The organism is Deltaproteobacteria bacterium GWC2_65_14, from assembly GCA_001797615.1.
GTDB lineage: Bacteria > Desulfobacterota > Deferrimicrobia > Deferrimicrobiales > Deferrimicrobiaceae > GWC2-65-14.
In genome coordinates, this window is record MGPV01000056.1 from 1 (window position 1) to 10361 (window position 10361).

Sequence of the window (10361 nt, forward strand, 5' to 3'; positions counted from 1 at the left end):
AGCGGAGGGCACTCGGAGCGAAGCCCCCTTCCGAGGCGGCGCAGCCGATCCCCGGCGCCCCCGCGACGGGGCGCGCCGCGGGCGCAGCAAGCCGCAGGAGGGGGGATGAGCGGAGATAAAAAGAAAGGACCGGGGGCGGAGGGCGGTCGAAGCGAAGCCCCCCTTCGAGGATGCGAAGCCCGTCCCGGGCGCCCCCGCGACGGGGCGCCATGGGCGGAGCCAGCCGAAGGAGGGGGGATGAGCGGAGATAAAAGGATCTTCCGACAGCGGAGGGCACTCGGAGCGAAGCCCCCTTCCGAGGCGGCGCAGCCGATCCCCGGCGCCCCCGCGACGGGGCGCGCCGCGGGCGCAGCCACTTCTTAGGAACGTCCCGGTTCTTGGGGGTTACAGCGCGCGGAGGGTGATGTCCAGGACGAGGGCGGCGAGCAGCGCCATTAGGTAGGCGATCGACGCGCCGAAGGCCCTGCCGTAGCGCCTCCGGACCACGACGTTGCGGTAGGACGCCAGGAGGAAGAGCCCCCAGAGGACGGCGGCGACCCCCGCGAAGGCCGGAGAGCAGTACCCGAAGGCCCACAGGGCGAGGCTCATCGGCAGCAGCGCCACGGCGTAGACGAAGATCATCACCCGGGTGTAGGGCTCGCCCCGCGCCACGGGGAGCACCGGGACCCCCGCCTCCCGGTATTCGTCCTGGTGCTTGAGGGCCAGCGCCCAGAAATGGGGCGGCTGCCACAGCAGCATCACCAGGAAGAGGATCCACCCGTCCAGGCCGACATGCCCCGCGACCGCCGAGTAGCCGATCAGGACGGGAAGCGCTCCGGGGATCCCCCCGGGGATCGTCCCATAGGGGGAGCGCCTCTTGAGGCAGAGGGTATAGAGCACCGTGTAGGAGAGGACGGCCGCGAGGAGCAGCAGCGCGGCGGTCCCGTTCAGGTACCTGCGCGCCAGGAGGAGGCCGGCGGCGATCAGGACGAGCGCGAGCAGGGCCGCCCCCCGCGTCCCGACCCGCCCCATCGCGGCGACCCGCCCGGAGAGCCGGGGCATCCGGGCATCCATCGGCGCGTCGAGGAGCCCGTTGACGATCGCGGAGCCGGAGGCGGCCGACAGGATGCTCGCCAGGCAGACCAGGAGGATTCCCGGATCCGGGACTCCCGCCCGCCCGAGGACCATCCCCGCCAAACCGGCCGCCGCCACCCCGGCGCCGATCCCCGGCTTGGCGATCAGGAGGGCCGACCCGATCCGGTCGGTGAATCCCCTCGCCTCGGCCCTGCGGTCCTTCCCGGAGAGGATCGCAACCGTCCTCACGGCGCGGCCTCCTCCGCCCGGACCTCGAGGATCCACATCCGCTCCAGAAGCAGGAGCATCGCGAGGGCGACCGCCAGGTGCAGCCCCGCCGAAAGGAAGTGGAGCTTCGTCAGCACCACCAGCCCGCCGACCGCGACCTGTGCCGCGATCAGCAGGAGCAGCGCCCGGGCATGCTTCCTGTGCCGGCCCAGGTGCGGATCCAGCCGAGAGGCGGCGTAGAGGGCCATGATGGTCAGAAGGACCAGGACCGACAGGACCCGGTGCGAGAACTGGATCAGAACCCCTCCGGAGAGAACGGAGGGCACGAGGCCGCCGAGCGAGGTCGGCCAGTCGGGGAGGGAAAGCCCCGCCCCGGCATGGCGGACGTAGGCCCCCAGGGCCGCCAGCAGCAGCACCAGACCCCCGAGCCCCAGGAAGAGGGCGGGATACCCCCGCGCGGAGAAGGCGGGAAGCGATGAGACCCCGTCGAAGGCCATCATGTAGTAGGCGAGCTGGAAGATCAGCAGCCCCGTGAGGAAATGGACCGTGGTGAGCTGGACCGGAAGCTCCAGCAGGACGACCAGCCCCCCCATGACGATCTCTCCCGCCAGCAGGGCCACCGCCAGCAGCGGCACCGCCCTGGCCCCTCCCCGGTAGGCCCGGAACCGGAGGTGGGAGAGGATCAGGAGCGCGCCCCCTGCGACGGCGGCAAGGACCCGGTGCAAAAACTCCATGTAGATGTCGACGCGGAAGGGGGGAAGGATCTTCCCGTGGCAGAGCGGCCAGTCGGGGCAGGCCAGCCCCGCCTTCAATCCCGCGACAAGGTTCCCCCACACCAGCAGGAGAAAGAGCAGACCGACCGTCGCTTTCCCGAGCATCGCCTCCCTCCCGTTTCTCGCCGCGCGTCCCCCGTCCGGCCTCTACCGGAACAGGGTGTCGGACAGCGTCCCCGCGATGATGATCACCAGGAACAGGATCGGCGTGAGAGCGAACCCCCACACGAGCCGGCTTTCGTGCTTCAGGTGCATGAAGAACAGGGCGACCAGCGACGCCTTGACCGATGCGATGATCAGGGCCACCGCGACGTTGATCATCCCGAGGTACACATAGGAGACCAGCACGGTGATCCCGGTCAGCAAGACCAGGGCGGCCCACACGGCGACGTAGACCCGGGTGCCGGACAAGCCGTTCCGTATCGTTTCCATGGCGCCTCCTATCCGACCAGGTAGAGCAGCGGAAAGAGATAGATCCAGACAAGATCCACGAAATGCCAGTATAACCCCGAGAGCTCCACCGGGGTGTGGTAGCCCTCGGAAAACATCCCCCGCCCCGCGAGCACCGCGACCGCGCCGAGCACGACCATTCCGGCGATCACGTGGAGGCCGTGGAGCCCGGTCAGCATGAAGTAGAGGGAGAAGAAGATGTCGGTGCCGGGGTGGATGCCGTGGGCGAACTTGTCGGAGTACTCCACGACCTTGATCCCGAGAAAGCCGGCCGCCAGAAGGATCGTCAGGACGAGGTACCGACGCAGGTGCCGCACCTTCCCCCGCCGGATGGCTACGATCCCCAGGGCGACGGTCAGGCTGCTGCAGATGAGGATCAGGGTGTTCACCGACCCCAGAACCCGGTCGAGCTTCAGGTGACCCTCGTGGAACATCCGCGGGTAGCGGATCCGGTAGACGACGTAGGCGGTGAAGAGCCCCCCGAAGAGGAGCACCTCGGTCGCCAGGAAGGTCCAGAGCCCGAGGGTGGCTGCCTCACGGGCCTGCGCCGGGTCGGCATGCCCATGCCCCGCGGCGGCCTCCATCCCGGCCGTTTCGGTGTCCGGGGAACGGTAGCTCATCGTCCTCCCTCTTTCTTCCGGTACCCATAGGGCCAGTCGGAGACGGTCGGAATCTCCTCGAAATTCTCCGTCGACGGCGGGGAGGCGGTCGCCCAGTCCAGTGTCAGCCCTCCCCACGGGTTCGCCGGTGCCGGGCTGCCCCGGGTAAGCCCGCGGATGAAGTTCCAGAACATGACCAGGATCCCGACGGCGAGGAGCCACGACCCGACGGTGGAGACGACGTTCAGCGACTGGAACCGGTCCGGGTATTCGGCGTACCGTCTCGGCATCCCCTCGAACCCGAGAATGAACTGGACGAAAAAGGTGACGTTGAATCCGACGAAGATGAGCGCCCAGCCGATCCGCGCCAGCTTCTCGCTCAGCCTCCTCCCCGTGATCTTGGGGAACCAGAAATGGAGCCCCGAGAGCAGCCCCATCACCGTACCCCCCATCATCGTGTAGTGGAAGTGGGCCACGATGAAATAGGTGTCGTGGAGGTGGACGTCGGTCCCCAGCGCTCCGAGGAACATCCCGGTGAGCCCCCCGACGACGAAGAGGAAGATGAAGGTGAGCGCGTAGAGCATCGGGGCCTCGAATGTGATCGACCCCCGGTAGAGGGTGGCGATCCAGTTGAAGACCTTGATCGCGGTCGGGACCGCGACGGAATAGGTGAGCAGGGAAAAGATGATGGCGGCGGTGGCCGACATCCCGCTCACGAACATGTGGTGCCCCCAGACGAAGAAGCCGAAGAGCGCGATCGCCACCGAGGAGTAGGCAATCGCCTTGTACCCGAAGATCGGCTTGCGGGAAAAGACCGGGATCACCTCCGAGATGATCCCCATGGCCGGGAGGATCATCACGTAGACCACGGGATGGGAATAGAACCAGAAGAAGTGCTGGAACAGGATCGGGTCGCCCCCCTTCGTGGGATCGAAGAAGCCGATGCCGAAGAGCCGCTCCATGGCCAGGAGCAGGAAGGTGATCCCGACGACCGGCGTGGCCACCACTTGGATGATGCTGGTGGCGTACATCGACCAGAGGAAGAGGGGCATCCTGTGCCAGCTCATCCCCGGGGCGCGCATCGTGTGGATCGTCACGATGAAATTCAGCCCGGTGAGGATGGAGGACATCCCGACGAGGAAGATCCCGAAGGAGAGGAGGGTGACGTCCGCCGCCGTCTTCGCCGAAAGCGGGGTATAGAAGGTCCACCCGGTATCCATCGGCCGCAGGAGGGAGGCCAGGATGACGAGGATCCCCGCCACGAAGACCCAGTAGCTCATCAGGTTGATCCGGGGGAACGCCACGTCCCGGGCTCCCAGCTGGAGCGGGATGAAAAAGTTCCCCAGCCCCGACGGGATGGCGGGGATGATGAAGAGAAAGATCATCACCGACCCGTGCAGGGTGAACAGCACGTTGTAGACGTAAGCGCTGAAGATCTCCTGCCCGGGGTAGAGGAGCTTGATCCGGAGAAGAAGGGCGAAGATCCCCCCGATCAGGAAGAAGAAGAGGGTGGTGCACAGGTACATCACCCCGATCCGCTTGTGGTCGTGGGTCGCGGCCCAGGACCAGAAGCCCTTCTTTTCGAGGTATCCCCGGTTCCCGCCCGCCTCTTCCCTCACCGCCTCACCCCCGTTCCCGGATTCTCACCGTATGCGATGACCTTTCCGGGCATGGCGATGCGAAACCGGTCTCCCGGGGGCCGCCTCATTTCCTCCCCTCCTTCCCCCCGATCCCCTTCAGGTAGACCACGACATCCGCGATGTCGTCGGGGGAGAGGGAGGTCTTGAAGGTCGGCATGACGTTCGGGTACCCCTTCACGATCTTCGCCCCCGGGTCCACGATCGACTCCCGGAGATACTCCTCGTCCGCGGCCACCTCCCGTCCGTCCGAAAGGACCGTCCGGCGGCCGTAGATCTCCCGGAAGGTGGGGCCGATCTTCGCCGTTCCGTCGACGGAGTGGCATCCCAGGCATCCGGACTTCTCCGCCAGCGCCTTCCCCCGCTCCGCCGGGGAGGCCGTGCCGCTCCCGCTTCCCGCCGCGGCCCAGGCAGCATACCCGGCCTCCGGCATCACGTGGAGCGTCGCCCGCATGCCCGAATGGCCGACCCCGCAATACTCGGCGCAGAAAATTTCAAAGGTCCCCTCCCGCTGCGGTTCGAGCCAGAGGGAGGTGAACCGGCCGGGCACCATGTCCTGCTTGGTCCGGAACGCCGGGAGGAAGAAGCTGTGGATCACGTCCTCGGAGGAGAGGATGAGCTTGACCGGTTTCCCGACCGGCACGCGCAGCTCGCCGACGGTCGACCGGCCGTCCGGATACCGGAATTCGAACAGGAACTGCCTCGCGACGACCTGGATGTCGGATGCGCCGGGCAGGGGGGACCGCATCTCCCGGAAGACCACGTAGCCGTAGAGGAAGAAGGCCAGCACCACGAGGGAGGGGATCAGGATCCAGATCGCCTCCAGCAGGAAGCTCCCCTTCACGTCGGAGGTGGCCACCGCCTCCTCCCCTTTCCGCCTCCGGTACCGGATCGCGAATCCGATCAGCAGCCCCTCCACCAGGAGGAAGAAGAAGAGGGAGATCCCGAAGATGAACCAGAAGAGGGCATCGACCTGCCCTGCCGTCCGGGAGACCGCCTCCTGCGCCGCGAATGCGCTCGTCATCCTCCCCCCCCCAACGCCGGTTTCGGCAGCTTTTCCCGGCGTTTCCAGAGAACCAGATACAGGGCCCCGAGCAGCACCAGCGTCAGGACGCCTCCCGCCTTCATGATGTTCCGCGCATACAGGGCATACCGTCTCCCCGCGGGGTCGTACTGGAAGCAGTAGAGGAGCACCCGGTTCAGGACCTCGGAGCTCCCGATCTTTCCGCCGGCCGCCTCGATCAGCGCCAGCTTCAGGGTCGTGGGGTCCTGCTCCACCCCGTACAGGTAGCGGGAGATCCTTCCTTCCGGGGTCAGGAGGATGTTCACGTCGGGATGGGCGAACTCCGCCCCCACCTTCCGGTACCGGAAGCCGACGGCGCGGGTGACCGCACCGATCGCCTCCTCGTCCCCGACCAGGAACGGCCATCGCGAGGCGGGATCCGCCGTCCCTTCCATCCGGGAGTGGATCTCCCCCGCCCTGGCGCGGGCCGTCTCGACCCGGTCGCCGGGGTCGATGCTGATCGTCAGGATCCGGTAGTCGTCCCCCAGGGAGATCCCCCCGATCTCCCTCGCCGTGTCGAGGAGGTTCTGCAGGGTCAGGGGGCAGAGCATGGGGCAGGTGTAATAGTTCAGGGTCACGAGGATCGGCCCGTTTCCGAAATAGTCGCCGAGGCGGACGATCTTCCCCGTATGGTCTCGGAACGTGGCGTCCCCGGGCACCCGGTCCCCGAGGTGCTCGTCCACGCCGATCGACCGGAGGATCTCGTCCTGCGGATCTTCCCGGGTGTGCGCCGAAAGCCCCCCGGGGGCGAGGAGCGCCCAGGCGGAAGCCAGGAGGAGTGCCCCCGCGAGACGCACCCACCAGGATCTTTTGCTTCGGTTTCCCCGCACCCGCCCCATCCCCTCTCCCCCTACAGTTCGATCGGCCGGCCCGGGTAAGGGACGTCGGCGTCCCATCCGAACCGCTCCCGGAGCGCCCCGGCGAACCCCAGCGACACCGACTCCTCCCCGTGGGCGACGAAGGCCCGGCCCGGCTTCGACCGGAAGCCGCCGGCCCAGGCCAGCAAGTCGTCCCGGTCGGCATGCGCGGAAAGTCCCCCGATCGTGTAGACGTCGGCGGCGACGGCGACCTCCTCGCCGAAGATCCGGACCCGCTTCGCCCCCTCGACGATCTTCCTCCCCAGCGTCCCCTGCGCCTGGAACCCGACGATGACGACGCTGGACTCCTTCCGCCACAGGTTGTGCTTGAGGTGGTGCTTGATCCTTCCCGCCTCGCACATCCCGCTCCCGGCGAGGATGATCCCGCCCCCCCGGAGCGAGTTCAGCGCCATCGACTCCTGGACGCTCTTCGTGAGGACGACCTTCAGCGCGCCGGGGTTCTTCTCCCACCAGGCGTACACGTTCCGGGTCTCCTCGTCGAAGCACTCCGGGTGCCGCCGGGTGATCCGGGTGGCCTCCGCAGCCAGGGGGGAATCGATATGTACGGTGAGCCCCGAGAGTCTCCCCCGGCGGGTCAGCTCCGCGAGAAGATAGAGGATGTCCTGGGTGCGGCCGACGGCGAAGGCGGGGATGACCACGTTTCCCCCTTTCCTTCCGAGGGTGTCGGTCACGGCGTGCTCGAACTCCCCGATCGTATCCTCCATCCCCTTGTGCACCCGGTTCCCGTAGGTCGACTCCAGGACCACGGCATCCGCCCGGTCGACCGGGGTGGGGTCGCGGACGATCGGAAGCCCCCGGTGGCCGAGGTCGCCGGAGAAGACCAGCCGACGCTCCGTCCCGCCGTGTTGCACCGTGACCGACAGGATCGCCGACCCGAGGATATGCCCCGCGTCCAGGAACCGGACACGGATCCCGGGCGCGGGCGATACCTCCTCCCCGTACTTCACCGGGACGATCCGGGGGAGCACCGCCAGCGCGTCCGCCTCGGTGTAGAGCGGCGCCCCGTCCCGCCTCCCCGCCCGCCTCCGGCGATTTCCCCTCCACTCCGCCTCCTTCTCCTGGATGTGTCCGGAGTCGGGGAGCATGATCCCCATCAGGTCCGCGGTCGCCGCGGTCGCGAAGATCCTTCCGCGGAAGCCGTCCCGGACGATCTTCGGCAGCAGGCCGGTATGGTCGATGTGGGCATGGGTCACGAGCACGAAGTCGACCTCGGAGGGGGAGACCGGAAACTTCCTCGCGTTCTTCCGGTCGCTCTCCGCTCCTCCCTGGAACATCCCGCAGTCGACCAGAAAGGTCCCGCGGCCGCTCCGCACGAGGATCGAGGAGCCGGTGACCTCCCGGGCGCCTCCGAGAAATTCGACGCGGAGGGTCACGTAACCACGCTCGTCAGCATCGCGGAAAACAGGCTGATCAGCACCGACCCGGCGACCGCCCCGAAGAACCCGCCGACATGGAAGCCGGGGACGAGCCCGGAGACCCCCCAGAGGAGCAGCCCGTTGATCACCAGCAGGAAGATTCCCAGGGTGAGGACGGTGATCGGAAGGGTAAGCAGGATAAACAGCGGGCGGACGACGGCGTTCGCCAGCCCCAGGACGAAGGCGGCCGCGAGCGCCGCCATCACCCCGTCCGTGGAGAGGACCGAGGGCAGCAGGTAGGCGATCAGCAGGATCGCCACCGCGTTCGCCATCATCCGGACCAGAAACGGCATCGTTCCCCCAGTATAATCCCCGGCGTGTCGACGGTCACCGGTGCGCTTTCCTCTTCGGCATCCGGAAGAAGGTGACCTCCGCCTGCCGCTCCACCCCGTCCAGGCGGTAGACCACGATCGCTACGTCCCCTTCCCGCTTTTCCGCGATCCAGTAGAAGAGGTCGGTGGTGTCGGTGACCGGGTTCCCGTCGAAGGAGACGATCTCGCACCCCTCCGGGATGCCGGCCTTCTCCGCGGGGGATCCCTCCTCCACCCTCTGCACGACCACCCGCCCCTCGTGCGAGTCGATCCGCACCCCCAGCCGCATCCGCTTCCCTTCGAGGTCCTCGTAGGGGACGTACCAGAAAAAGTCGGCGGGCAGCAGCGGACTCCGGGGAAGCTCCACCTCCATCATCTGGTCCCGCTTCTCCTCGGGGACCTCGATCTCCTGCGGCAGGAGGATGGCATAGGGCATCGGCATCCGCCGGATCACTTTCTTGGGAATCCCGAACCCGTGCCGGACATGCCACCCCCCGGCGAGGATCACCATCTTCTTCCCTTCTCCCCGGGGGCTTTTCAGGTAGTCGACGATCCTCGACGCCATCGTCTCCTCCCACAGCACCTGCACCCGGAAGAAGGAGTCGAACATCCCCTCCGTGGGAAGGTGGCCCCCGAAGATCCCCCTCATCGCCGCCCGCTGCCATAGGTCGGGCGGGCCCATCTCGGGAAGCTTCGCCCGGAGCTCCTCCGACACGTTGTCCAGCCCGGAGCGGCTCACCGCCTCCTGGAGCTCCCGGGAGGGGTTCAGCGCTACGACGTCGATCCGGTTCTCCCGCGCGAACCGCAGGATCTCCCGGTAGTACCCGAAGTCGGAGCCCCAGTTGTCGTACCACTTCGACTCCTTCAGGAATTCGAGCTCGGAGAGCTCCCCCCCCGTCCACCGGTCGAGAGCCTCCTGCTGGGGCTCGCGGAACATCTCCATGCCGACGGCGACCCGCCCCGGGAACCGGTTGTGCAGTTCCCGGATCACGGTCAGCTCCACCCGGTGGGCATGGATGTTGTCGTGGGTCTCCCCCACGCAGATCAGCCGGGCCCCGGAGAGCATCTCCATCGCCCCCTCGATCGAGACCTCAAGGCCGGTGGGAACATGCCGGATCTCCTCCGCCTTCGGTTTCTCCTTCGGGGGGTAGGGAACCTCCTCGTGCGGGCCCTGGGCGTAGCGTCCCGCAGCGCATCCCGCGGACAGGACGATTGCCAGCATCAGGGAAAGCAACCGGGGCGTCATCCGTTCACCCTTTCCTTCAATGATATAGAATCCTATTGTACACATTCGGTTTCCGGATTTCGGGCCCGCCGGAGCTTTCCGCACGTGACCCGGCCCCTCCCCGGACCGGACGGGAGGAGTTCCCATGGCATGGAACCCGGGGGCGTGAAGCCTATCCTGGTCACCGGGGCGACCGGGTATGTCGGAGCCCGCCTCGTTTCGCGCCTTCGGGCGATGGGGTTCCCCGTCCGCGCGGCAGGACGGTCGGTGTCCAAGCTTCGCCTCCGGCCCTTCGCCGCGGACGACGGGGTCGAACTGGCGGAGGCGGACGTCCACGACGCCGAATCGCTGCGCAGGGCCTGCTCCGGATGTGAAGCGGCCTATTACCTCGTCCACTCGATGGTCCCCGGCCAGCACGATTTTTCGTCCGCCGACCGGGACGGCGCGGGCAACATGGCGCGGGCCGCCGAGAGCGCCGGACTTTCCCGGATAATCTACCTCGGGGGGCTCGTCGAGCCGGGCGGAGGGATGAGCGAGCATCTCCGCTCCCGGGCCGAGGTGGGGGAGATCCTCGCTTCCGGCCCCGTGCCGGTCACCACCCTGCGGGCGGCGATGGTGATCGGCGCCGGCAGCGGGTCGTTCGAGATCCTCCGGTACCTGGTGGACCGGCTTCCCCTGATGGTCACCCCGCGGTGGGTCGGGACGGAGTCGCAGCCGATCTCGATCCGG

10 protein-coding genes and 1 pseudogene (1 of these 11 running past the window's edge) are annotated in these 10361 nt (G+C 67.6%); 1 reads left to right on the forward strand and 10 read right to left on the reverse strand.

The genetic code is table 11. From position 1 onward, the window contains the following. Positions 1-384: 384 nt before the first annotated feature. The 10 genes from A2X88_05360 to A2X88_05405 form a co-directional block, all read right to left on the reverse strand. Positions 385-1302, reverse strand: a complete 918-nt coding sequence (locus A2X88_05360; GenBank protein OGP33325.1) for a protoheme IX farnesyltransferase — start codon at positions 1300-1302, stop codon at positions 385-387. Next, positions 1299-2159, reverse strand: a complete 861-nt coding sequence (locus A2X88_05365; protein OGP33326.1) for a hypothetical protein — start codon at positions 2157-2159, stop codon at positions 1299-1301. The genes A2X88_05360 and A2X88_05365 overlap by 4 nt, the downstream gene beginning before the upstream one ends. Before the next feature lie 42 nt (positions 2160-2201). Next, entirely contained in the window at positions 2202-2486 is a 285-nt protein-coding gene (locus A2X88_05370) for a hypothetical protein (protein ID OGP33327.1), read from the reverse strand. An 8-nt stretch (positions 2487-2494) separates the two neighbouring features. Continuing rightward, positions 2495-3088, reverse strand: a complete 594-nt coding sequence (locus tag A2X88_05375) for a cytochrome C oxidase subunit III (protein ID OGP33336.1) — start codon at positions 3086-3088, stop codon at positions 2495-2497. A 32-nt stretch (positions 3089-3120) separates the two neighbouring features. Then, positions 3121-4722, reverse strand: a complete 1602-nt coding sequence (locus A2X88_05380) for a cytochrome c oxidase subunit I (protein OGP33328.1) — start codon at positions 4720-4722, stop codon at positions 3121-3123. Positions 4723-4807: 85 nt separating this feature from the next. Then, entirely contained in the window at positions 4808-5764 is a 957-nt protein-coding gene (locus A2X88_05385) for a cytochrome c oxidase subunit II (protein ID OGP33329.1), read from the reverse strand. Next, positions 5761-6642 carry a hypothetical protein gene (locus A2X88_05390; protein ID OGP33330.1) on the reverse strand — a complete coding sequence of 294 codons (882 nt, stop codon included), beginning with the start codon at positions 6640-6642 and terminating at the stop codon, positions 5761-5763. Before A2X88_05390 ends, A2X88_05385 begins: the two co-directional genes overlap by 4 nt. Positions 6643-6653: 11 nt before the next feature. Then, positions 6654-8054 (reverse strand): MBL fold hydrolase, encoded by a 1401-nt coding sequence (locus A2X88_05395; protein OGP33331.1) that lies wholly within the window; start codon positions 8052-8054, stop codon positions 6654-6656. Then, complete coding sequence (locus A2X88_05400; protein ID OGP33332.1) at positions 8051-8389, reverse strand: hypothetical protein; 339 nt, start codon at positions 8387-8389, stop codon at positions 8051-8053. Before A2X88_05400 ends, A2X88_05395 begins: the two co-directional genes overlap by 4 nt. Before the next feature lie 34 nt (positions 8390-8423). Then, positions 8424-9653, reverse strand: a complete 1230-nt coding sequence (locus A2X88_05405; GenBank protein OGP33333.1) for a hypothetical protein — start codon at positions 9651-9653, stop codon at positions 8424-8426. 129 nt (positions 9654-9782) lie between these two features. Between A2X88_05405 and A2X88_05410 the strand changes: the two are divergent. Continuing rightward, positions 9783-10361: pseudogene (locus A2X88_05410) on the forward strand (NAD(P)-dependent oxidoreductase); it runs 951 nt beyond the window's last position.

Coding starts and splice junctions, on each gene's coding strand:
- A2X88_05400 (OGP33332.1), bottom strand. CDS start 8,389: ATGCCGTTTCTGGTCCGGATGATGGCGAACGCGGTGGCGATCCTGCTG.
- A2X88_05370 (OGP33327.1), bottom strand. CDS start 2,486: ATGGAAACGATACGGAACGGCTTGTCCGGCACCCGGGTCTACGTCGCC.
- A2X88_05385 (OGP33329.1), bottom strand. CDS start 5,764: ATGACGAGCGCATTCGCGGCGCAGGAGGCGGTCTCCCGGACGGCAGGG.
- A2X88_05375 (OGP33336.1), bottom strand. CDS start 3,088: ATGGAGGCCGCCGCGGGGCATGGGCATGCCGACCCGGCGCAGGCCCGT.
- A2X88_05390 (OGP33330.1), bottom strand. CDS start 6,642: ATGGGGCGGGTGCGGGGAAACCGAAGCAAAAGATCCTGGTGGGTGCGT.
- A2X88_05405 (OGP33333.1), bottom strand. CDS start 9,653: ATGACGCCCCGGTTGCTTTCCCTGATGCTGGCAATCGTCCTGTCCGCG.
- A2X88_05365 (OGP33326.1), bottom strand. CDS start 2,159: ATGCTCGGGAAAGCGACGGTCGGTCTGCTCTTTCTCCTGCTGGTGTGG.